We start from the raw sequence: 22487 nt of genomic DNA on the forward strand, positions 1-22487 counted from the left end.
AACCCATAGCAGTAATAGAAGGGAAGCGTGGTGGCCGCGCACTCGTTTTCACCGAGTCGCAGATATTCGGCAATGGCCCGAGCATTGGCCAGCAAGTTCGCATACGACAGCCGCACCACCTTCGGCGACCCGGTCGAGCCCGAAGTGCTCAACAACAGAGCCAGTTCCGGATGCAGCGCATGCGCCGCACCAGCCCGCCGCCACATCCGGAGAAGTCCGCCGCCGGTTCCCGACTCGACGACATCGCTGGTTCCCAGCTCGAGTCCGCCGCGGCTCCCCGGTTCGACGGCGCTGCCGGTTTCCGGTTCGATGACGATATCCGGGTCGTAGGTGGCCACCAGTTCGGTCGTGACTGTGGCGGTGAGCAGCACGACGCATCCGGCTTCCAGCGCGTCGAGGTATGCCACCAGGGATCCGAGGTCGTTGCGGACCGCGAGGGCGACCAGTCGCCGTGCCGGGTTGGATGCCGCGGATTCGCTCGATGGGTCGGGCTCGGGAATCCGTTCGGGCCGAAGCTGTTCCGCGAAACGGGTGACTAGAGCCGCGAGCTGCGCGTAGGTGAGGGCGCCGGGCTCATCGCCGACGACCGCCGTCCGGTCGCCGAAGGTGTTCAGATGCGCGGCAATCCGGGGCGAAACCATTGAGGTAATGCTAACTTCTGCTGCTTTCGCGCCCGATCACAATGGGCGGACGGGTCGGCTACAACCCGAATCCGCCGCGACCGCGGCGGCGGAGGTACTTCTCGAATTCCGCGGCGATGGCATCGCCGTCGATCTTGGCCATGGCCTCGTTGAGATCCACCTCGGCATCGCCGCGCTCCTCGAGGGAGCGCACGTACTCGGCGATCTCCTCGTCGCCGGTGGTCATCTCATTGACCGCGGACTCCCACTCCTCGGCCTGCTCGGGCAGACCGCCGAGGGGCACCTCGACATCGAGGACGTCCTCGACGCGGTGCAGGAGCGCGATGACCGCCTTCGGGTTGGGCGGCTGCGAGACGTAGTGCGGGACCGCGGCCCAGAAAGAGATGGCGGGCACACCCGCGCGCACGCAGGCGTCCTGGAGGACGCCGGTGATACCGGTCGGTCCCTCGTAGCGGGTCTGCTCCAGGTTGAAGCGTTCGGCGGCTTCCTTGCTGTATGCGGTGCCGGTGACCGGAACGGGACGCGTATGCGGGGTATCGGCCAGCAGCGCGCCGAGGATGACCACCGTCGTCACATCCAGTTGCTCCAGGAACTCCAGCAGGTCATTGCAGAAGCTGCGCCACCGCATATTCGGTTCCACACCGCGCAGCAGCACCACATCGCGATCGCTGCCGGGCGGCGAGCACACCGACAGCATGGTCGAAGGCCAGTGGATCTCGCGCGTCACTCCGTCCACCTGACGGACGGTGGGCCGGTTCACCTGATAGTCGTAGTAGTCCTCGGAATCGAGTTCCGCCAGCGGCTGCGCGTCCCAGATCAGCTCCAGATGCTCGACCGCTCCACTGGCGGCATCGGCGGCGTCGTTCCAGCCTTCGAAGGCGGCAACGAGTATCGGATCCCGCAATGTGGGAAGGGCCGATTCGGGTGGCACCGGGGGTTCACTGGCGTTCACCCGGTAAGCCTACGGTGTGCTGTTCACCTATGTACCACCGACGCGCAATAGGGGTCGGTGGCCGCCGCGCGACACCGAAGCCGGGATTGTCCGCGCTTCCCTTTACTCTTGAGTACATGTCTGTGCCCTCCCACGCCGAGTTCGACACCACTCTTCTCGACACGCTCAAGCGGCGTGTCGTTATCGGCGATGGCGCGATGGGCACCATGCTCCAGGCCGCGGATCTGACGCTGGACGATTTCCTGGGGCTCGAGGGCTGTAATGAGATCCTCAATGAAACCCGTCCTGACGTGCTGCGGAGCATTCACCGCGCGTACTTCGAGGCGGGTGCGGACGCGGTCGAGACGAATACCTTCGGGTGCAATCTGCCCAACCTGGCCGACTACGACATCGCGGACCGGATTCGCGATCTCTCCGAGCGCGGCACCCGGCTGGCCCGCGAGGTCGCCGATGAGATGGGTCTCTCGGCAGATGGGACGCCCCGCTACGTCCTGGGCTCCATGGGACCCGGCACCAAACTGCCGACCCTGGGCCATGCGCCGTACGCCACACTGCGCGACGCCTACGCCGAGGCGGCGCTGGGCATGCTCGACGGCGGCGCGGACGCCATACTCATCGAGACCTGCCAGGATCTGCTGCAGGTGAAGGCCGCGGTCACCGGCAGCCACCGGGCCATGGCGCGCGCGGGCCGCCGGATTCCGATCATCACCCACGTGACCATGGAGACCACCGGCACCATGCTGGTCGGGTCCGAGATCGGCGCGGCGCTCACCGCCCTCGAAAAGCTCGGCATCGACATGATCGGCCTGAACTGCGCGACCGGTCCGGACGAGATGAGCGAGCATCTGCGCCATCTGTCCAAGCACGCGCAGCTGCCGGTCTCGGTCATGCCGAATGCCGGTCTGCCCATTCTCGGGGCCAAGGGCGCGGAATACCCGCTCACGCCCGAGGAATTGGCGATCGCCATGCGGCAGTTCGTCTCCGAGTTCGGGCTGGCCCTGGTCGGCGGTTGCTGCGGCACCACGCCCGAGCACATCCGGCAGGTCACCGAGGCGGTACGCGAGGTGGAACCGGCCAAGCGCGCGCCGGTGCACGAGCCGAGCGTCTCCTCCATCTACTCCGCCGTGCCGTTCGAGCAGGACGCCTCCATCCTCATGATCGGCGAGCGCACGAATGCCAATGGCTCCAAGGCTTTCCGTGACGCCATGCTGGCCGAGGATTGGCAGAAGTGCCTGGATATCGCCAAGGATCAGATCCGCGACGGTGCGCACATGCTCGATCTCTGCGTCGACTACGTCGGCCGCGACGGCGTGCGCGATATGGAGGCGCTGGCCTCGCGGCTGGCGACAGCGTCCACGCTGCCCATCATGCTCGACTCCACCGAAACCCCGGTGCTGCAAGCCGGTCTGGAGCATCTCGGCGGGCGCTGCGCCATCAACTCGGTGAACTTCGAGGACGGCGACGGGCCGGACTCGCGGTATCAGCAGACCATGCGCCTGGTGGCCGAACACGGTGCGGCCGTGGTGGCTTTGACCATCGACGAGGAGGGGCAGGCGCGCACGGCCGAGAAGAAGGTCGAGATCGCCGAGCGGCTGATCGCCGATATCACCGGCAATTTCGGGCTCGACGAGTCCGACATCATTGTCGACACGCTGACCTTCACCCTGGGCACCGGCCAGGAGGAGTCGCGCAAGGACGGCATCGAAACCATCGAGACCATCCGGGAACTCAAGCGCCGTCATCCGAATGTGCAGACGACACTGGGTCTTTCGAATATCTCCTTCGGCCTGAACGCCGCCGCGCGGCAGGTGCTGAACTCGGTGTTCATGAACGAGTGCGTGGAGGCCGGGCTTGATTCGGCCATCGTGCACGCCTCCAAGATCCTGCCCATGAGCCGGATTCCGGAGGAGCATCGCGACACCGCCCTGGATCTGGTCTACGACCGGCGCACCGAGGACTACGACCCGCTGCAGAAGCTCATGTCGCTGTTCGAAGGCGTGTCCGCGGCCTCGTCCAAGGCCTCGCGCGCCGAGGAGCTGGCCGCGCTGCCGATGTTCGAGCGCCTGGAGCGCCGCATTGTCGACGGTGACCGTAACGGCCTCGATGTGGACCTCGATGAAGCCATGAAAGAGGTTCCGCCCCTTCGGATCATCAATGAAACGCTGCTGTCCGGTATGAAGACTGTCGGTGAGCTGTTCGGCTCGGGTCAGATGCAGCTGCCCTTCGTGCTGCAGTCCGCGGAGGTCATGAAGACCGCCGTGGCGCATCTGGAACCGCATATGGAATCCACCGACGACTCCGGCAAGGGCCGCATCGTGCTGGCCACCGTCAAGGGCGACGTGCACGATATCGGCAAGAACCTGGTGGACATCATTCTGTCCAATAATGGCTACGAGGTCGTGAATCTCGGTATCAAGCAACCGATTTCGGCCATCCTGGATGCCGCGGTGGACAAGAAGGCCGATGTCATCGGCATGTCCGGGCTGCTGGTGAAGTCCACCGTGGTCATGAAGGAGAACCTCGAGGAGATGAACACGCGCGGCGTCGCCGAGCAGTTCCCCGTCCTCCTCGGCGGTGCGGCGCTGACCCGCGCCTATGTGGAGCAGGATCTCACCGAGGTCTACGAGGGCGATGTGCGCTATGCCCGCGACGCCTTCGAGGGTCTGCGGCTCATGGACGAGCTCATGACCGTCAAGCGCGGCGGCGGTATCGATCCGAATTCTCCCGAGGCCGTGGCCGAACGCGAGAAGGCCGCCGAACGTAAGGCCAGGCATGAGCGCTCCAAGCGGATCGCCGAGGAGCGGCGCGCCAAGGAGGTGCCCGTCGAGGTGCCCGCGCGCTCGGATGTGGCCGCGGAGCTGCCGGTGCCGGTGCCGCCGTTCTGGGGCACCCGCATCGTGAAGGGTCTGTCGGTCACCGAGTACTCCGGGCTGCTGGACGAGCGCGCCCTGTTCCTGGGTCAGTGGGGTCTGCGCGGCCAGCGCGGCGGCGAGGGGCCCAGCTATGAGGAGCTTGTCGAGACCGAAGGGCGTCCGCGCCTGCGATACTGGTTGGACCGGCTCATTGCCGAGGGTGTGCTCCAGCATGCCGCGGTGGTGTACGGCTACTTCCCGGCGGTCTCCGAGGGCGACGATGTGATTGTTCTCACCGAGCCGAAACCCGATGCGGCAGAGCGCTATCGGTTCACTTTCCCGCGCCAGCAGCGCGATCGGTTCCTGTGCATCGCCGATTTCATTCGCTCTCGCGAACGCGCAGTCGAAACCGGTCAGGTGGATGTGCTGCCATTCCAACTGGTCACCATGGGCCAGCCCATTGCCGATTTCGCCAATGTGCTGTTCGCGGAGAACAATTACCGCGACTACCTCGAGGTGCACGGCATCGGCGTCCAGCTCACCGAGGCGCTGGCCGAGTTCTGGCATCGCCGGATCCGCGAAGAGCTTGTGCTGGAAGGGCATTCGGTCGCCGACGACGATCCGGCCGATGTGCTGGATTACTTCAAACTGGGCTACCGTGGCGCTCGGTACTCCTTCGGTTACGGCGCCTGCCCCGACCTCGAGGATCGCGCGAAACTTGTTGACCTGCTGGAGGCGGGTCGGATCGGAGTCGTTCTGTCGGAGGAGCTGCAGCTGCATCCGGAGCAGTCCACGGATGCGTTCGTACTCTTGCATCCGGAAGTAAAGTACTTCAACGCTTAAGATTTTCACGAGGTTTCCGGGCTTTCGCGCAGAGCTGCAGGGTGGCTCGGCGTAAGCCAGCAGGAGGGGCACAACCACATGACTTCAGACCGGCTGATTGCGGGGCGGTACCGACTCACGGATCCGATCGGCACGGGGGCGATGGGGGTCGTGTGGCGCGCGACCGATGTTCGACTGCGGCGCACGGTCGCGGTGAAACAGTTGCTGCTCGCACCCGGGCTGTCGCGGTCGGCGGCCATCGCGGCCAAGCTGCGCGCGATGCGGGAGGGGCGCATCGCGGCCCGGCTGCATCATCCCAATGCCGTCACCGTCTTCGATGTGGCGGAGGAGGACGGCCAGCCGTGGCTGGTCATGGAATTCGTTGACGCCGTGAGCCTGGCGGCGCTCATGCGGGAGAAGGGGCATCTCGATCCCGCACAGGTGGCGCGGATCGGGGCCAAGGTGGCGGCGGCGCTGGCCGCGGCGCACAAGGCCGGGATCGTGCACCGGGATGTGAAGCCCGCCAATATCCTTGTGGCCGATGACGGGACGGTGAAGATCACCGATTTCGGCATTTCGCGGGCGGTGGGCGATGTGACCGTCACCTCGACCGGATTCCTGGCGGGCACACCGGCGTATCTGTCGCCGGAGGTGGCGCGCGGGGAGAACCCGGAATCGCCGTCGGACGTCTTCGCGCTGGGGTCCACGCTGTACGCGGCGGTGGAGGGCATGCCGCCGTTCGGTGAGGGCGACAATCCCTTGGCCGTACTGCATTCCGTGGCGCGGGCGCAGGTGCCCGAACCCCGGCACGCGGGGGCGCTGGGGCCGGTGCTGAAGGAGCTGCTGGCCGCCGAGGCGGGGGACCGGCCCACCATGGTGCAGGCGGCCGAGCGGCTCGAGGCGGTGGCGGACGGGCGGGTGCTCGCACCGCATCAGCCGACCAAGATCCTGCCGGTGAATGCCGAAGCGGCGGTGGACAGTTCGTCGGCCACCACGGTGCTGCCGAGCGGGCGCGGCGCGGGGCCGAACAATGCCACCGATCCGACGGTGCACATTCCGCCGAACAGCGGGCGGCCCGATGCGCGGGCGACCACGCCCGGGCGGCCCACGCCGATGGTGCCGTTCACCACGAATACCGTTGGGTTGGAACGCAATCCGCGTCAGCTGGCGCTGGTGGCGGTGGGCATCGTGGGTGCGCTGCTGCTGGCGGCCGTCATCGCCACGGCCGTGAACCGGGGCGGCGGGGGCGGGGACAACCCGCCGGTCGCCACGGGGACCAGCGCCGTCGCGCCGCCGGTGGACACCGGTGCCGATGGCACGTCGCCGCAGGCGATTCCGCCCATGGACGGCGGCCAGCCCACCAAGACCAACCCGCCCACCCAGGCGCCGACCACCACCACGAGCGCGGCGCCGTCGACCACGACCACCACCACGACGACCACCGCTCCGCCAACCACGACACCGCCGCCCGCCTCGGTGGCCTCGTTCATTCAGGGCTACTACGGCATGCTGCCGGGCAATGTGAACGGCGCGTGGAGCATGCTGTCGCCGTCGTATCAGGCGTCGACCGGCGGGTTCAATTCCTACTCGCAGTTCTGGAGCAGTATCTCCTCGGTGAGCGTCGGCAGCGTCACACAGACCGGTGACAACCGGGCGGTCGTGAACCTGACCTACACGCTGAAGAACGGCCAGGTCTCCAGCGAAAGCCGCTGGATCCAGGTGGATTCGTCCACCGGGCGGCTGCTCATCACCGCGTCCGGGCTGTAGCCGGAGGACATGGAAGGGCGCTCGGAGTCATCCGGGCGCCCTTCGCGCATGATCATCGCGTCCGCCGGACCGATACCCTGGATCGGTCGGCCGCGTGCGCGGCACGGATGTGGAAGGGAGCCGTGGCCCGGTGACGCGCTTGCAAGCGGTGTTGTGGGATATGGACGGGACACTGCTCGACTCGGAGAAGATCTGGGACATAGCGGTTCGCGAACTCGCCGTCGAACTCGGGCGGCCCATGAGCGATGCCATCCGGCACGCGCTGATCGGCGCGTCGGGGCCGAATGCGCTGCGGATCATGTTCGACGGGCTCGGGATCGATCCCACGGCGGAGGCGCTGGCCGAGGCGGGGGCGTGGCTCGAGAACCGGGTGACCGAGCTGTTCCACGGCCCGATTCCGTGGCGGCCGGGTGCGAAGGACGCGCTGGCGGCGGTGCGCGAGGCCGGAATTCCCATGGCGCTGGTCACTAATACGAAACGGTCCCTCACCGAATACGGGCTCGATACGCTGGGGCGCGAATTCTTCGACGCCTCGGTCTGCGGTGACGAGGTCGAGCACGGCAAACCCGATCCCGCCGTCTATCTGCGTGCCGCCGAACTGCTCGGCGTCCGACCGGAAAATGCTGTGGCCATTGAGGATTCGCCGACAGGTGCGGTGGCCGCGCAGGCCGCCGGGTGCGCGCTGCTGGTCGTCCCGTGCGAGATTCCGGTCCCGGCCGCGCCCGGTCGTGTGTTCCGGGAATCGCTGGTGGGGCTGACCCCTCGTGAACTGCACACGCTGCTGCGGGAACGCCACGCGTCCTGATCGGGAACATTCGGACCTCGGGCGGAGTTTCTCCCAAAGGATGACGCGTCCTCGGTGTTACGCTCGGCAGCCAATCGGGTGTGAACTCCGCAGGTGGAGAAGGGAAGTCAGCTGATGCTCGGCGGAGGCCGGTGGCGTATCCGAGGACGGGCGGCTGTGCTGGTCGCCAGCATGGCGCTGGTCGGCGTGTGGCGGTGACCAGCGCGGCGGTTCCGGCGCGGGCGCAGGCGCGCCCGATCGATGTGGTGATCGAGTCCGAGATGGGACCGGTCACCAGCCGGGTCTACCTGGCCGCGGACGGCAGCACCGGACGGGTGGTGTACGCGCTGCACGGTATGGAGTCCATCGACAATGGCCTGGGCTGGGATACCGACACCGATCTGGTGCGCATACTCACCAGCGCGAATGTGAATGTCGTTGTGCCGCAGAACGGCCGGACCAGTTTCTTCACCGATTGGAAGGCGCCGAGCAGTCCCGGCCTGGGCTGCTTCTCCCAGTTCCTGCCGGAGGCCGGTTCGGCCGAGGGCGCGCAATCGCTGTCCGCGGACACCCAGTCCGCCGTGCAGGAGCGGCCCTACCGATGGGAGACGGTCCTTACCCGTGACCTGCCCAACGCGCTGCAGCAGCGCTTCGGCCTGAGCCCGGTCGGCAATGCCGTCGTCGGAGTCTCCATGGGCGGCCTCGCGGCCTTGAACCTCGCCGCACACCATCCGCGCCAATTCTCCTACGCCGCATCGCTGTCCGGATTCCCGCACATCTCCAGTATTTTCCTGCCGGAGGCCATGCGCCTCGCCGTGGCGTGGAAGGGTTCGCTCAATATCGACTGCATGTGGGGCCCACCCTGGAATGCCCTGTGGCGGCGCAACGACCCCTACGAGATGGTGGACTCCTACGTCGCCGCCAATACGCGCCTGTACCTCGGCTCCTGCACCGGTGAACTCGGCCCCGCGGACCGACCGGCCACCGGCGACATCATCTTCGGCGGCGCGCTGGAGGCCACCGCCGACGCCAACACCAGGCTGTTCCAAGAGAAGCTGACCGCGATCGGCTACACCAATGTCGCCTACGACTTCTGGAGCCCCGGCATCCACTCCTGGCCGTACTGGCGAGACCACACCCAGGCCATGACCGACGACCTGCTCGCCCACTTCGGCTGACCCGGCGTGGCCGATTTCCTCCCGAATCCCCCCGTTGTCGTCCCCACCCCGTAGGGTGACGGCAACGGAAGGGCCATTTCATGACCGGCTTGATGCACGAGTACAGCGAATTCGAAGAGGCCCGCGCGGCGGAAAAAGCCGCCTGCGCCAGGCAGAACGCCCTGGCCGCCCGCACGGTCGCGGGTCACTCCCTCGATGCCGCCGACTGCGACTTCCTCCTGCGCATGCTCGGCCTCGACGCGGCCGCGGGCATGGACGCCATCACGGACTGACCGGTTCCACGACGCGATCGGCCCAGTCGGCCGGGAGTGCGGCGCAGGAAACCTCGGCGATGTCCCGGAGCCGTTGCGCCGGAATATCGAGACGGCTCAGCTGGATCAGGCCCTGGGCCACGACCACGATATTGGCGCTGAGCGCGGCGAGCGTGGATTCGTCGACGTCGGCGTCCCGCGCGGCGGGGCGCAGTCGTTCGGCCACACCGTATTCCATGGCCCCGGTGCAGCGATTGGCCAGGATGGCGACCTCGGGGATGCGGGCGCTCAGCTCGGCAATGCTATTGATCATGAGGCAGCCGCGGCGGCCGGGCTGGGCCGCGCAATCATCGATCACCGCCTGGAAGAGCGTGCGCACGGCCGAGCGCGCGGAGCCGGGCGCGGCCAGCGCCGTATCGCGCACGAAGCGTGCGCGGCGGTCGCAATAGCGCTCGAAGGCCGCCAGGAACAGTCCGCGCTTATTGCCGTAGGCGGCATAGATGCTGCCATTGCCGACGCCGCTGGCCTGCGAGACATCCTCGACCGAGGTGTTGTCGAAACCCTTGGACCAGAACATTTCCGTCGCGACATCGAGAAGTCCCGATTCGTCGAACCGCCGCGGCCGTGCCATGCGCATACCGTACCAACCTGCGAGTTCGGCCACAGCGCTTGTTCTGGAGGCGTGCCTCCAGAATACTGGTTGGCATGTCCCCCAATTCTTCGGCTGCGCCGCGACGGCGCGTGGGAATCCTCGTTTTCGACGGCGTCAAGGCGCTTGATTTCGTCGGTCCCGCGGAGGTGTTCGTGGAAGCCAATCAGCGGGTGTCGGACTACGAGGTGGTGCTGCTCTCCTGGGACGGCAAGAGTGTGCAGACCTCGATCGGCGCCCGGGTGGAGGTCGCGGGCCGGGCGGCGGATGCGGGCCGGTTCGACACCGTGCTGATTCCTGGCAGTGAATTGCCGCCCGCGCGGTTCGTGACACCGGAGTTGCTGGCAGCCGCACGGCACCTGTCCTGGAATACCCGGCGGCTGGCGGCGATCTGCAGCGGCGCTTTCGTACTGGCGCAGCTCGGCCTGTTGGACGGACGGCGGGTCACGACGCATTGGAAGGTCGCCGCCGACCTGGCGCGCGGATTTCCGGAGACCACGGTGGAATCGGATGCGATCTTCGTGCGGGACGGAAACCTCTACAGCTCGGCCGGGGTGGCGGCGGGCGTCGATCTGGCGCTGGCACTGGTGGAGGAGGACCACGGCGCGGATGTGGCGCGGCTGGTGGCGCAGTTGCTGGTGGTGTACATGCAGCGGTCGGGCGGGCAGTCGCAGTTCTCGGCCTCGCTGACCGGACCGGTGCCGCGCAGTCCGCTGCTGAAGCCGGTGGTGGATCTGATCTGCGCCGATCCGGCGTATCCGCATACGGTGCAGTCACTGGCGGCGCACGCGCGGGTCAGTGCGCGGCATCTGACGCGGCTGTTCCGGGCGGAATTGGAACGATCGCCTGCGGAGTATGTGGCATTCATTCGATTCGGCCGGGCGCGGGACATGTTGCACGCGGGCTGCGGCGTGACCGAGGCGGCCATGACGTCGGGTTACGGGAGCAGTGAGGCGCTGCGGCGGGCATTCGTTGCGCGGCTGGGGATTTCGCCGCGCAAGTATCAGCAGCGATTTCGGTCGACCGGATCGGTCGAGGAACCCGTGTGGCAGGCGGCCGTGTCCTGCACCGAGGTTTTCCCGGCCGCTGAGGCGGGGCGGGGCGGCGGGGCCGCGGTCGAGACTGGAGTCGGCCGGGAGGCCATTCGCAATGTCGCAGAAAGGGTATGACATGACCGGAAATCCGCTGGGAATCTCGCTCGAACCTGCCGCGCAGGCTTTCGTGGACGCGACATCGGAACCGCCGTTCCTGTATCAGCTCGCGCCGGAGGAGGGACGCAAGGCGGTCGACGGGGTGCAGGACGCACCGATCTTCAAGCCGGAGATCGACGAAACGTGGATCACCGTCGACGGCGGGCCGACCGGTTCGGTGCGCGTTCGTATCGTCAAGCCGCAGGGTGCGGTCGGCGCGCTGCCGGTGATCGTCTACACCCACGGCGCGGGTTGGGTTTTCGGTGACGCGCACACCCACGACCGGCTGGTGCGGGATCTGGCGGTCGGCGTACACGCGGCCGTCGTGTTTCCCGAGTACGACCGGTCGCCGGAGGTGCGCTACCCGGTCGCCAACGAGCAGTCCTACCGAGTCGCGCAGTGGGTGACCACCCACGGCGCGGAGCAGGGGCTCGACGCCACACGCATTGCGGTGGCGGGTGATTCGGTCGGCGGGAATATGGCGATCGCCTTGACGCTCATGGCCAAGGAGCGCGGCGATGTGTCCTTCGTGCAGCAGGTGCTGTTCTATCCGGTGACCGACGCGAACTTCTACACCGGCAGCTACCAGCAGTTCGCCGAGGGCTACTTCCTGAGCCGCGACGGCATGAAGTGGTTCTGGGATCAGTACACCACCAGCGCCGAAGAGCGTGCGCTGATCACGGTTTCACCGCTGCGCGCCACCACCGACGAGCTGACCGGACTGCCGCCCGCGCTGGTCATCACCGCCGAGGCCGATGTGCTGCGCGACGAGGGCGAGGCGTATGCGACCAAGCTGCGTGCGGCGGGCGTGCCCGTGGCGCAGGTGCGCTACCAGGGCATCGTGCACGACTTCGTGATGGTCAATGCCCTGCACGACAACAATTCCGCCAAAGCCGCTGTCGCCCATGCGGTCTCGACGCTGCCCTCGGCGCTGTACCCGGCCTGATCCGTTCCTTTCGACCACGAAGGATTCTTCATGACCTCCGCATCACCAACCATCGTCCTGGTCCACGGCGCCTTCGCCGACTCCTCCAGCTGGAACGGCGTCATCGGAAATCTGCGCGCCCGCGGCTATTCCGTCCTCGCCGCCGCGAACCCGCTGCGCGGCTTGGACTCCGACGCCGCGTATGTGGCCTCGGTCCTGGACAGCGTCGAAGGTCCCAGCGTGCTGGTCGGCCACTCCTATGGCGGTAGCGTCATCACCGTCGCCGCCGACGCTCGCACCGATGTCACCGCCCTGGTCTACATCGCCGCCTTCATCCCCGACATCGGGGAGAGCGCGCTCCAGTTGACCGACCAGTTCCCCGGTTCCACCCTGGGTCCCACCACCCGCCCCGCCGCCTACCCGGTCCCCGGAGCCGAGCCCGGCACGGAACTGTATATCCGCCAAGAACTCTTCCACCAGCAGTTCGCCGCCGACGTCCCCGCCGACACCGCCGCCGCCATGGCCGCGACGCAGCGCCCGGTAGCCCTGCCCGCTCTCCAAGAGGGCGCCGCTGCCACGGCCTGGCGCACCATCCCCGCCTACGCCCTGCTCACCACCGATGACAAGAACATCCCCGTCGAAGCGCAGCGCTTCATGGTGACCCGCGCCAATGCGCACACCGTCGAAATCACCGCCTCGCACGCCGTCTCGGTCTCCGAACCGGACGCGGTCGCCGACTTCATCGCCCTGGCGGCCTCGAAGTAGTTCGTCCCGATCGTGGCCGCGCGGTTCCGTCACCGAATCCGCGCGGCCCCCGGAAGGCGGGCCCTACCGTCGCCGCAGCAGGACTCCGCGGATGAACGCCGCCTGCCCAGAATGCTGAATACCGTCGTCGACCACGCTGATCAGCCGAACCCCGAGTGTGACAGGCGGATCCCACCGCGTATCCACGATCCGCGGCAGATCCGCGTCCACCAGACCCGCCACGTATTCAACGGTCTGTTCGTGCACGGCATCGAAGTACCCGAGCAGTAGCTCCACCGGGACTGCGGCCAAATGATCCACGTCCGAATCGCTCTGCGCATACCCGGTAGCCGACTCCTCGAACGGCAACTCGAACCGCTTGGCCCATCCCTGCGCCGTCCACACCTGCTCGACCCCGGCCACCTCCGCCACATGATCGTCCTGCACCCGACTCAAATGCCAGATCAACCAGGCAATCGAATTGGCCCCCGGCTCCACCCGCGTCCCCAACTCCACCGCACCGAGCCCCGCAACCGCCCCGTGAACGTTCTCCCGCACCCGCCCGAACGCATCGATCAACAACTCAGCACTGGTCATACCCCGATGCAATCACCTTTCCCCGCCCGCTATTCCACCAACACCCGCCCCCGTTCCCATTCCTCCAAGCCCCACCCACCCCGCCCGGCTACCCTCCGATCATGCCCACCCCCGTGGAGTCCGTCCGCACCCTCTGCACCGCACTCCCCGAGGTGACCGAACGCCTCAGCCACGGCGAACCCACCTGGTTCATCCGAGGCAAGAAGACCTTCGTCATGTACGCCGACCACCACCACGACACCCGAGTAGCCCTCTGGTGCGCCGCCCCACCCGGCGTCCAGGAAGAACTGGTCACCGAAGCCCCCGACCACTACTTCCGCCCACCCTACGTAGGCCACCGCGGCTGGCTCGGCATCTACCTCGACGTCCCCGTCGACTGGTCGGAGATCGCCGAAATCATCGAAGACGCCTACCGAACCGTCGCGCCCAAGACGCTGATCGCGGAATTGGACGCGAATCGCTCCGGATCCGACCGGATCACGCGCCGGTGACGAGTGCGGCGTCGTCGGCTGACGGTTCGGGTTGCTTCGGGGCGGCCGGGACCCAGCCGCGCAATGGCTGGACAACGGATCCGTAGAACGCGTCGGTCGCCTCCGTCACGCTGGTGATGAAGCTGGTGGCGGTGCCGGATCTGCGACTGCCCATGGGGAAGGCTTGCTCCAGGGTGAACGAGACGATCGATCCGGTTCGGCCCTCGGTCAGGACCTTCGAGTCCGCGCGCACCGCGGCGAGGAGTTCACACGTCTCATTTCCCTTCTCGGAGAACGCCACTCCGATCTGCAATTCGCCCGGCGCCTCGGGGAGCTGCTTGAGCAGCCAGGACAGTCGGCGCCCCGAAGTTCCCTCGTTCGGCGCTTCGAGCGTGATGCGGCAGCGGATCTCGTTCGTTCGCACATCGGCGACAACAATGAGATCGCCCGCGGTGTCGGGGATGTGCAGGGTGGCCTCGAATGCTCCGTCACCCGCGAGCTGCTCGGCAACAGCGGCATTGCGAGCCTCTCGGTCGGTGTGATGGCGACGAGGGAGCACGTGCTGACCTCCACGGCGGCGGGCGTCGGCGCATCGACGGGCTCGGCCGCGATCGCCGGGGTGACCGGTTCCGGCCGATCGGTCGATTCGGTATCGGCATCGCCGTCGACCTCGACGCCGAAATCCGTTGCCATTCCCGCCAATCCGGAATCCCAGACCTGCCCCACGGCCCGGATCTTCCACACGCCGTTGCGGCGGTACACCTCGCCGAACACGAATGCCGATTCGGTCGTGGCGTCGGCTGTCAGATATTCCGCCAGCGAGTGCCCGGCGCCGTCGACGACGCGCATCGCGATCTTGCCGAGCTGCCCGAACGTCCCGGTGAGCACGCTGCCCGCGAGCGCGATCATGTGGACGTCCGCTGGAACCGCGGCCAGCTCGATCGAGATCCGGGCCTGCGCCCCCTCTTCGATCGCGCTCGTGCCCAGGAATCGCACCGAACCATCGGAGGACTCCGGCTGGTTGTAGAAGACGAGATCGCCGTCGCTGCGAACCTTCCGATCGGCGCCCAGCAGGAGCGCCTCGGCGTCGACCTCGATCTCCGTTTCCGTCCAGCCGATCACCACATCGACACGGTCCAGATCGTCCGGCAGGGGCATGGTCTGGCCTTTGGACAGGATCGGAGATGTCACGGCATTCACCCTTCGACGGTTCGCGCATTCGCACGCGGACCGGGTGCAGCCCTCCGCATGCTGACCCCCACTGCATATGCACAGTGCTGCAGTGCGTTTCGGGTCGATGCGGACGCGCGTTACAGGCTGTCCGTTTCGATCGGCGTGGCGAGTTCGGATAGCTGCCGACGGGGGAGCGGTAGTGGGCGTCGAGGATCGGGACCGGGTCGAGGTCGGAGATGAGGTGGCCCGCGTTGCAGTGGTCGGTGAGGTCTTTGCCGTCGCGGGGTTGGAGGATGCGGAGGTCGGGGACGAGGGAGTGGAGGGAATCGGCTACTCGGGCGGCGTGGCGGTAGCCGGGGGCGTCTCGGTCGGCGATGACGATGACGCGGGGTGCGCCTTCGAGCCAGGTGGCGTGGTGGGGGTGCCAGGATTGGGCGCCGCCTGCGTTGCAGGTGGCGGGGAGACCGGCGTGGGTGGCGGTGTGGACGTCGGCTTCGCCTTCGCAGATGTAGATGGTGTGGCGGGAGTGGAGGGCGGACCGGAGTTGGGGGAGGCGGTAGGGGAGGTGGGGGAAGCCGCCGGGGCGCCAGCCGGAGGGGGTGGGGTGTTCTTGCCAGAAGGATTTCTTGCGGCCGTGGCGGTGGGGGGTATGGACGCGGATTACGCGGCCTGCGGGGCGGCCGTCGGGCCAGTGGTAGGTGTAGACGGCTACGCGGCGGGGGCGGCCCATGCGGTGGCCGAGGTCCGGTTTGTGCACCTCGAGGGATAGACCGGCGGCGAGGATCGCCTGGTCGGCCAGGGTCGGTTCCGGGGCGGGACGGGGATGCCGGGGGAGCGTCGGGACCTGAGGGTGGTCGAAGAGGTCGCGGATGGTCAGGCCGAGGCGGTGCAGGACCGCTTCGTCGGGGCAGCCCGCGAAGCATTTGACGACGGTGCGGTGGCGGTGGTGGTTGTAGACGACGCCCAGGGAGGGGTGGTGGCGGCGGCCGTCGGCTTCGTGGACGGGGCAGAAGTAGGTGGTCCAGGCGGCGCCGCGGCGGCCGGGGCCGGAGATGCGGTCGAGGGCGCCGGTAATGGTGTCGAAAGAGCGGTTCGAATCCATGGTGCTGTCCTCTCCATACCGGTGTACCCGGACCGACGAGGCTTGGAAACGGGATGAACCGCCCTGGGGGACAACGAAAGTGACACGGTTTTCGAGTGTGCTTGCAGGTGTGGCGGCGGGTCAGCGGCCGGAGACCGAATCGGCCAGGCGGGCGATCCGCGAAGTGCGGCCGAGGGTGGCGTCGCGGTGGTCGGCGGCGCGGTAGAGGGAGTACATGAGGCGGACGCCCAGCCAGCGCAGGGGTTCGGGCTCCCAGCGGCGGACGTGCCGGTCGACCCAGGGGAGGGCGGTGAGCTCGGTGTCGCGGCGCAACAGCAGATCGCGCAGGGTGCGACCGGCGAGATTGGCGGCGGCCACGCCGTGACCGGTGTAGCCGCCCGCGTAGCCGAGGCCGCCGGTGTGGTCGACCACGGCGGTCGAGCACCAGTCGCGCGGCACGGCCAGCACGCCGGACCAGGCGTGGGCCAGGGGGATTTCGGCGGTGGCGGGGAAGAAGTCGGCGAGCATGGACCGCAGGACGTCGACGGTCCACCGCGGGGTGCGGCCGTCGGAGTCGATGCGGCTGCCGAAGCGATACGGTTTGCCGCGCCCGCCGAAGGCGATGCGGCCGTCGGCGGTGCGCTGGGCGTACATGTAGTAGTGGGCGAAGTCGCCGAGGAGTTCGGCTCCGGCCCAGCCGATTTCGCGCCAGACGTGATCGGGGAGGGGCTCGGTGACCACCATGGAACTGTTCATGGGCAGCCAGTCGCGATGGTGGGCCGGGAAGGCGGCGGTGAAACCCTCGGTGGCGCGCAGCACGTAGTCGGCGGTGACGGTGCCGCGGGCGGTGACGGCGGCCGCGGAGTGGAAGGCCGTGCGCGGGCGGATGCTGTCCACGGTGGTGTTCTCGTAAATGGGCACGCCCAGTGCGCGCACCGTATCCGCCAGTCCGCGTACGAGTTTCGCGGGTTGCAAGCGTGCGCAGTGCGGTGTGAACAAGGCGCCGGTGGTCCCCGCGATGTGGATCCGCTCCTCGGGTTCGACCTCCCGCAGATCCGCCTCGCCCCAGCCCCACGCGCGCGCACGGTCGATCGCTTCGCCCAGCCGCCGCTGCTGTGCCGCATTGCGCGCGACGGTGAGTTGCCCGCTCTTCACCAGATCGGCGTCGATCCCCTCCGCGCCCGCGACACGCACGATCTCGTCGACGGTGTCGAACATGGCCCGCTGCAACCGCACCGCCGCATCCCGGCCGTGCGTGCGCGCATACGCCTGCGCCGAGCCCGCTATTTCCCCGACAACCCAGCCGCCATTGCGCCCGGACGCCCCGTACCCCGCGAATTCCTGCTCCAGGATCACGATCCGCAGATCCGGTTGCGCCCGCTTCAGGTAGTAGGCCGTCCACAGTCCGGTGTATCCGGCTCCGACAATGCACACATCGGCTTGGGCGTGCCCGGACAGCGGCGCACCGGGTTCGACCGTGCCCGTCTCCCGGAACCAATACGACACCGAACCATTGACGAACGACATGTAGAGCATCCTGAGCTATCGCGGAGCAGTCGGCATCTTGGGGTATATGCCCGGTTCAAGCCAAGCGGTTCGGCGCTCGCGACGCAAGACTGCGCGCGCCCATTGTGTCACATCAAATCTCTTGGCACACAGGAGAAGTGAGTATCCACAATCGCGCATCATCCCGGGCGTGTCGCCGGAATTTATGGCCAGAATGGTCGGCATGGTTACGACAGGGGGTCGGGCAAACGCGTGCGATACCGGGGGCGCGAGCACTCCGGTGCCCGGCGTGGACACCGCGCGCTATCCGCTGCACGCCCCCGGGAGCGAACCGTGGGCGGCGGCCGTCGCCGCGGCGCGCGCGGAACTGGCCGCCGACGGCTGTTGCGTCCTGCGCGGCTTCATTCGCGCCGACGACATCGCCACCCTGCGCACCGAAGGGGTGACCCTCGCGCCGCACGCCTATTACACGGTCGAACAGGTCAATGCCTATAACATCCCCCTCGACGCCGACCTGCCCGCCGACCATCCGGCCCGCATTGTCCTGAACCGCGGAAACGCCTTCGTGGCAAGGGATTTGATCCCCCGCGCGGCACTCATCCACCGCCTCTACACCGACCCGCGCTTCCAGCGTTTCGTCGCCGACTGCTTCGGCCTCGACGACCTGCACGAATACACCGACCCCCTGGCCGGGCTGTGCTTGAATGTGGTCGCCCCCGGCATGTCCCACCCCTGGCATTTCGATACCAACGAGTTCACCGTCAGCATGCTCACCCAGGAACCCGAATCCGGCGGGGTCTTCGAGTACTGCCCGAATATCCGCTCCCGCACCGCCGAGAATCTCGCGGATGTGCGCGCGGTCCTGACCGGCGCCGGTGAGCCGCTGATCCGCCGCCTCAAGCTACGCCCCGGCGATCTGCAACTGTTCCAGGGCCGTTTCTCCCTGCACCGCGTCGCCCCCGTCGACGGCGCGGTACAACGCCACTCGGCCATCTTCGCCTACAGCGATACCCCCGGCGTGGTCGGCACCGCCGAGCGCACCCGCCAACTGTTCGGCCGGGTCCTGCCCGACCACCTCGCCGCGAGCGGTGTGCGCGGCGACCGTCTGCTCGACTGAAAGAGGACCAGCGTGCCGGTTTCCTTGCACAGCGGCGGAAAAGCGTCATTCGACGACATCTACGATCGGCCCGACCCGCGCGAGTACTACGCGCGCATGTCCGAACTCGACTACCGGATTCCGGAGCTGGCCAAACCGCACTTCGAAAAGCTCATCGCCGACCACCGCGCCGCCAGCGGCATTGCCGCGCCCACCGTCCTGGACCTCGGCTGCTCCTACGGCGTGAACGCGGCCCTGCTGCGCCTGGACATGACCATGGCCGAACTCGCCGAGCACTACCGCGATTGCGGCACAGGCGATCTCGTCGATCACGACCGCACCCTGCTGGCGGGCCGCGACCGCCTGCCCGGCGTCCGCTTCATCGGCATGGACGCCCCCGCCCTGGACTACGCCCGCGGCGCGGGCTTCCTGCACGCCACCGTGCACGCCGATCTGGAGACCGCCGACCCCACCGAATCGCAGCGCCGGGTGCTGGCCACCGCCGATCTGGTCGTCTCCACCGGCTGCGTCGGCTACATCACCGACCGCACCCTGCTGCGAGTGGCGCGGGCGCACGGCGGAAAACTGCCGTGGATGGCGCATTTCGTGCTGCGCATGTTCCATTGCCGCGCGCCTGGCCGTTCTCGGCTACCGTACCGAACGCGCTCCCGGCGCATTCCGGCAGCGCCGCTTCGCCTCTCCCGATGAACAGGCCCAGGTCCTGCAAACCCTGGAAGCGGGCGGTATCGACCCCGCCGGACTCGAATCCGACGGCTGGCTCTACGCCCAGCTCTATCTGTCCCGGCCGAATCTATCCACTGACCACGAGGACCACCCTTGAGCGAACGGACCTTCGCCCACGACGAGCAGCTGCCGCGGGTGCCGCTGCCCACCCTGGAGGAGAGCTGCACGCGTTTCCTGCACTGGTGCGCACCGCTGTTGACCGACGCCGAGTACGCCGCGACCGCGGCGACCGTCGCGGATCTGCTGCGCCCCGACAGCCCGGCGCGCACCCTGCACGCCGATCTGCAGCGCTTCGACGCCGAGCCCGGCGTGGGCAGCTGGCTCGACGAGTTCTGGCCGTCGCGCTATCCGGGGCGGCGTGATCGAATCGCGTTGAACGCCAACTTCTTCTTCCTGTTCCGCGACGACACCGTGCTGGCGGCCTCCACGAGCGCCGACCAGGCCGAGCGCGCCGCGGCCATCGCGACCGCGGCGGTGAACTACAAGCTGCGGCTGGACAAGGAAGAGATTCCGCCGGTCATGCAGCGCGGTCAGCGACTGAACATGGCGCAGAACAAGTTCCTGTTCTCCGAGACCCGCATTCCGGGCGACCCGCAGGACAGCGTCCGCGTGCCCTACAGCGCCGAGTCGCCCGGGCCGTCGCAGGCGCGGCACATTGTCGTCTTCTACCGCGGCAATATGTTCCGCATGGACGCCATCGGGCCGAACGGCGTCCCGCACACCCACGAGGACCTCACCGACGGCTTGCGCGCGGTCATGAAGGCCGGTGCCAGACGCGCCGCCACCAACTCCGCGCCCGGGCACCTCACCACCCTGGCCCGCGTGGACTGGGCCCCGGTCTACGCCGACCTGCGCACCGCCAATGCGCCGCCCTCGACACCGTCGAGACCGCGCTGTTCTGTATCTGCCTGGAGGACTTCGCACCCCGCGACACCCTGCACGCCTGCGATCAACTCCTGCACGGCGACAGCGGCAACCGCTGGTTCGACAAGGCCGTCTCGTTCATCGTCTTCGCCGACGGCGGCGCGGGCATCAATGTCGAACACTGCGGACTGGACGGCGCCACCATCCTGTCCTTCGTGGACGCGCTGCTGGAATCCCCGGTCACCGAGCACGCGGCGCAATCCGGCGCGCAGCCGCAGGGTCTGCCCGCCACCGAGCCCATCGAATTCACCCTCGACGCCGAGCAGAAATCCGTGGTCGCCTCGGCCGCGGCGTCCTTCGCCCAGTACGCGGCCGAGAACGCCACCAGCTGTGTCTCTTTCGATTTCGGCACCGGCCGCATCAAGAAGCTGGGCATCTCACCGGATGCCTTCGCTCAGCTCAGCTATCAGCTCGCCCACAAGCGCAGCAAGGGGCTGACCGGCGCGACCTACGAATCCATCGCCACCCGCCAATTCCGCAACGGCCGCACCGAGGCCATGCGCGTGGTGACCCCGGAGATCCTGGACTTCGTCGCCACCATGGCCGATCCGGACGCCGACGACGACCGCAAACGCGCCGCGGTGCAGGCGGCCGCCGCCGCGCATGTGCAGCGCGCCCAGGAGTGCCAGCGCGGCGAAGCGCCCGAACAGCATTTGTGGGAACTGCAACTCATTCAGCGCCGCCGCGGCGCGCAACTGCATGCCGAGGGCCCGATGGCCTTCTACGACAGCCCCGGCTGGCAGATCGCCCGCGACGACTATCTGAGCACCAGTTCCGCCCCCTCGGTGAACATCTCCTACTTCGGTTTCGGCTCGACCAGTCAGCGATGCATCGGCGTCGCCTACGTCCTCCTGCCCGACCGGTGGAACCTCTACCTCGCCACCCCGAAATCGGTTGCCGAGCAAATGCACAGCTTCGCCGCGCAGCTGCGCGGCGCGGTGGCCGAACTGGCGGAACTGCTGGCAGTGTGATCGAAACCATTCGTTAAAGCTGTGCACCCCACCGCGATCCGCAAACGCCGGTAGTCTGGCAACCGTGATTACGCTTCGGAAAGAAGATGGCGCAGCGGATCTCGGTGGGATCACCAAGATGAGTGTGGGCGTCAGCTGGGACCCGTCCTCCGGTGCGAGCGGTGGGGTGCTCGGCCTCGCCCGCCGCAAGAAGGGCGTCGACCTGGATCTGGTCGCCATCCTCATGCAGGGCGCCGAACCCGTGCGCTTCGCCGGACTCGACTCGCTCGATCCCCTCGGCAATAGTTCGGTGGTGCACACCGGCGACGAGCAGACCGGCGCCGCCTCCGGCGATGACGAGACCGTGCACGTGACCTTCGCCAATGTGCCGCAGGCCATCGACGCGGTCATCTTCGTCGCCGCCGCCTTCAAGAAGGGCTCGAGCTTCGAGAAGGCCAACAACATCTCCTTCAAGATCTACGACGCCACCGGCGGCAGCACCCAGCAGGTCGCCGACATCTGGCCGTCCCTGCTCGGCGCCGACAATGCCAATGCCATCGCCCGCGCCTTCCGCTCCGGACCGAACTGGCAGCTCGAGGTCCTCGACCGCAAGGGCAAGATCAAACAGGGCGATATGCAGGCCCTTCTCCGCTTCGCCATGGCATAGCAGTCAGGCTGGAGTGTTCCAGCCATAGGGAACCCGGGGCAACCCGGGTGGATCAAACCGTTCAGGTTCGCGGCCCGCCCCGGTCTGGACTGACGGAGCGGGGGAGCGAAGCGGAGGAGCGGAGGAGGGAAGACCGGGGCTTCGAGGGCCGCGAACAGCCGGAGCGAAGCGGAGGCAAATAGGCACCGTGTGCGAGAATGTCTCACCGTGAAATCTTTCGAAGCCCTGTTCGCCGAGCTGCAGGATCGTGCCGTCAATCGTCCGGAAGGTTCCGGCACCGTCGCCGCCCTGGACGCCGGTGTGCATGCGCAGGGCAAGAAGGTGCTCGAGGAGGCCGGTGAGGTGTGGCTCGCCGCCGAGCACGAAAGCGACGAATCCCTCGCGGAGGAAATCTCCCAGCTCTTGTATTGGGTGCAGGTTCTGATGGTGGGCCGCGGACTGCGGCTCGAGGACGTTTACCGACATCTGTGACGCGCCGGTTCTTCGGCCACCGCGCCGACAGTGCGGCCAGCGTGGTGCGACCG

Annotated in this window: 21 protein-coding genes and 2 pseudogenes; 16 read left to right on the forward strand and 7 right to left on the reverse strand. The window is 67.6% G+C overall.

What is annotated here, in order from left to right:
* The coding region (locus NC4_RS11160; protein WP_157554559.1) for an AMP-binding protein at window positions 1–641 on the reverse strand (641 nt) is incomplete at its 3' end.
* A 58-nt stretch (window positions 642–699) separates the two neighbouring features.
* A complete protein-coding gene (locus NC4_RS11165) occupies window positions 700–1593 on the reverse strand; it encodes a PAC2 family protein (protein ID WP_067536202.1) in 894 nt (297 codons plus the stop codon).
* A gap of 116 nt (window positions 1594–1709) precedes the next feature.
* Between NC4_RS11165 and metH the strand changes: the two genes are divergently transcribed.
* From metH to NC4_RS11190, 5 genes are all read left to right on the forward strand, one after another.
* Window positions 1710–5288 carry a methionine synthase gene (gene metH, locus NC4_RS11170; protein ID WP_067536205.1) on the forward strand — a complete coding sequence of 1193 codons (3579 nt, stop codon included), beginning with the start codon at window positions 1710–1712 and terminating at the stop codon, window positions 5286–5288.
* A 78-nt stretch (window positions 5289–5366) separates the two neighbouring features.
* Window positions 5367–7034 carry a serine/threonine-protein kinase gene (locus NC4_RS11175; protein WP_067536208.1) on the forward strand — a complete coding sequence of 556 codons (1668 nt, stop codon included), beginning with the start codon at window positions 5367–5369 and terminating at the stop codon, window positions 7032–7034.
* Window positions 7035–7164: 130 nt separating this feature from the next.
* Complete coding sequence (locus NC4_RS11180; protein WP_281186273.1) at window positions 7165–7839, forward strand: HAD family hydrolase; 675 nt, start codon at window positions 7165–7167, stop codon at window positions 7837–7839.
* 194 nt (window positions 7840–8033) lie between these two features.
* A complete protein-coding gene (locus NC4_RS11185; protein ID WP_157554561.1) occupies window positions 8034–8996 on the forward strand; it encodes an alpha/beta hydrolase in 963 nt (320 codons plus the stop codon).
* An 80-nt stretch (window positions 8997–9076) separates the two neighbouring features.
* Window positions 9077–9268 carry a hypothetical protein gene (locus NC4_RS11190; RefSeq protein ID WP_067536213.1) on the forward strand — a complete coding sequence of 64 codons (192 nt, stop codon included), beginning with the start codon at window positions 9077–9079 and terminating at the stop codon, window positions 9266–9268.
* On the opposite strand, the gene NC4_RS11195 is transcribed toward NC4_RS11190, so the two are convergent.
* Complete coding sequence (locus NC4_RS11195) at window positions 9258–9878, reverse strand: TetR/AcrR family transcriptional regulator (protein WP_084528939.1); 621 nt, start codon at window positions 9876–9878, stop codon at window positions 9258–9260. The genes NC4_RS11190 and NC4_RS11195 overlap by 11 nt on opposite strands.
* 74 nt (window positions 9879–9952) lie before the next feature.
* Between NC4_RS11195 and NC4_RS11200 the strand changes: the two genes are divergently transcribed.
* Genes NC4_RS11200 through NC4_RS11210 form a run of 3 tightly spaced genes read left to right on the forward strand, consistent with a single transcriptional unit; the run spans window position 9953 to window position 12776 of the window.
* Window positions 9953–11065: a GlxA family transcriptional regulator gene (locus tag NC4_RS11200; protein ID WP_084528894.1), complete on the forward strand. Its 1113-nt coding sequence runs from the start codon at window positions 9953–9955 to the stop codon at window positions 11063–11065.
* 1 nt (window position 11066) lies between these two features.
* Window positions 11067–12032, forward strand: a complete 966-nt coding sequence (locus tag NC4_RS11205) for an alpha/beta hydrolase (RefSeq protein WP_067536215.1) — start codon at window positions 11067–11069, stop codon at window positions 12030–12032.
* A gap of 30 nt (window positions 12033–12062) precedes the next feature.
* Window positions 12063–12776, forward strand: coding sequence for an alpha/beta fold hydrolase (locus tag NC4_RS11210; RefSeq protein WP_067536218.1), 714 nt, complete (start codon window positions 12063–12065; stop codon window positions 12774–12776).
* A 63-nt stretch (window positions 12777–12839) separates the two neighbouring features.
* Here the strand turns inward: NC4_RS11210 and NC4_RS11215 are convergent, their stop codons facing one another.
* A complete protein-coding gene (locus NC4_RS11215) occupies window positions 12840–13352 on the reverse strand; it encodes a mycothiol transferase (protein ID WP_067536221.1) in 513 nt (170 codons plus the stop codon).
* Between the two features lie 101 nt (window positions 13353–13453).
* Between NC4_RS11215 and NC4_RS11220 the strand changes: the two genes are divergently transcribed.
* A complete protein-coding gene (locus tag NC4_RS11220; protein WP_067536224.1) occupies window positions 13454–13843 on the forward strand; it encodes an MmcQ/YjbR family DNA-binding protein in 390 nt (129 codons plus the stop codon).
* Here NC4_RS11220 and NC4_RS42415 read toward each other — a convergent pair.
* Both NC4_RS42415 and NC4_RS42420 read right to left on the reverse strand, forming a co-directional pair.
* Window positions 13830–14381: a hypothetical protein gene (locus tag NC4_RS42415; protein WP_245721650.1), complete on the reverse strand. Its 552-nt coding sequence runs from the start codon at window positions 14379–14381 to the stop codon at window positions 13830–13832. The genes NC4_RS11220 and NC4_RS42415 overlap by 14 nt on opposite strands.
* Before the next feature lie 179 nt (window positions 14382–14560).
* Window positions 14561–14980 (reverse strand): annotated as a pseudogene (locus NC4_RS42420) (TerD family protein); the annotation flags it as partial.
* Between the two features lie 214 nt (window positions 14981–15194).
* On the opposite strand from NC4_RS42420, the gene NC4_RS45085 reads away from it, so the two are divergent.
* A complete protein-coding gene (locus tag NC4_RS45085; protein WP_067536227.1) occupies window positions 15195–15764 on the forward strand; it encodes a hypothetical protein in 570 nt (189 codons plus the stop codon).
* Between the two features lie 453 nt (window positions 15765–16217).
* Here NC4_RS45085 and NC4_RS11240 read toward each other — a convergent pair whose 3' ends face one another.
* A complete protein-coding gene (locus tag NC4_RS11240; protein WP_218021027.1) occupies window positions 16218–17603 on the reverse strand; it encodes an NAD(P)/FAD-dependent oxidoreductase in 1386 nt (461 codons plus the stop codon).
* A 202-nt stretch (window positions 17604–17805) separates the two neighbouring features.
* Here NC4_RS11240 and NC4_RS11245 point away from each other — a divergent pair, with 202 nt between their 5' ends.
* The 6 genes and pseudogenes from NC4_RS11245 (at window position 17806) to NC4_RS11265 (ending at window position 22434) form a co-directional block, all read left to right on the forward strand.
* Complete coding sequence (locus NC4_RS11245) at window positions 17806–18699, forward strand: HalD/BesD family halogenase (protein ID WP_245721625.1); 894 nt, start codon at window positions 17806–17808, stop codon at window positions 18697–18699.
* 12 nt (window positions 18700–18711) lie between these two features.
* Window positions 18712–19386, forward strand: coding sequence for a class I SAM-dependent methyltransferase (locus NC4_RS11250; protein WP_245721626.1), 675 nt, complete (start codon window positions 18712–18714; stop codon window positions 19384–19386).
* A gap of 171 nt (window positions 19387–19557) precedes the next feature.
* A pseudogene (locus NC4_RS43890) lies at window positions 19558–20220 on the forward strand (choline/carnitine O-acyltransferase); the annotation flags it as partial.
* A gap of 110 nt (window positions 20221–20330) precedes the next feature.
* Window positions 20331–21317, forward strand: coding sequence for a choline/carnitine O-acyltransferase (locus tag NC4_RS43895; protein WP_281186278.1), 987 nt, complete (start codon window positions 20331–20333; stop codon window positions 21315–21317).
* A gap of 118 nt (window positions 21318–21435) precedes the next feature.
* Window positions 21436–21963 (forward strand): TerD family protein, encoded by a 528-nt coding sequence (locus tag NC4_RS11260; protein ID WP_245721627.1) that lies wholly within the window; start codon window positions 21436–21438, stop codon window positions 21961–21963.
* Window positions 21964–22170: 207 nt separating this feature from the next.
* A complete protein-coding gene (locus NC4_RS11265) occupies window positions 22171–22434 on the forward strand; it encodes a phosphoribosyl-ATP diphosphatase (RefSeq protein WP_029923562.1) in 264 nt (87 codons plus the stop codon).
* Window positions 22435–22487: the final 53 nt, after the last annotated feature.

It is taken from the genome of Nocardia crassostreae, assembly GCF_001613405.1.
Classification (GTDB): Bacteria; Actinomycetota; Actinomycetes; order Mycobacteriales; family Mycobacteriaceae; genus Nocardia; species Nocardia crassostreae.